This is a genomic window from Pseudomonas sp. VE 267-6A (genome assembly GCF_024126555.1).
GTDB classification, from domain to species: domain Bacteria; phylum Pseudomonadota; class Gammaproteobacteria; order Pseudomonadales; family Pseudomonadaceae; genus Aquipseudomonas; species Aquipseudomonas palmensis.
On sequence record NZ_JAMYBY010000055.1, the window covers coordinates 1 to 435 of the forward strand.

Below are 435 nucleotides of genomic sequence, written 5' to 3' on the forward strand. Positions count from 1 at the left end.
CGCAGGCCGGCACGGGCTGGAATCAGCTTGAACGGGCCAAGCGCCAGCGTGAGCTGGACTGTGGCTTCACGCTGTTTGGCTGGGACGGCGACACACTGGCGTGGGAAAGCGCCCCGCCGCGTGATGAAGGCGATACGGGCCGCACGGTGCATTACCTGTATGAGCCGGGCAGCTTTGTGCCGGTGGCCCAGGCCCTGCGCAGGGGGCCGGTGCGGCTGCACAAGCAGCCGGACTGGAGCCAGCGCAGTTACGACTTCGACCAGGACCCGCTGTGGCAAACGCACATGCCGCCGCAGGCGTTTGATGCGCTTGCGTGGTACCAGTGCGATCACCTGGGCACGCCAATGGAGCTGACCGACCACAATGGCGAGATGGCGTGGGCGGGGCAGTACAAGGCGTGGGGGGAGGTGCGTGAGGAGCGGTCGGTTTGGGCAA

At 67.1% G+C, this 435-nt stretch carries 1 protein-coding gene; it reads left to right on the top strand.

The window, feature by feature from the left end; genetic code table 11:
* On the top strand, positions 1–435 hold a 435-nt coding region (locus NJH59_RS25410), incomplete at both ends, for an RHS domain-containing protein (RefSeq protein WP_253087477.1).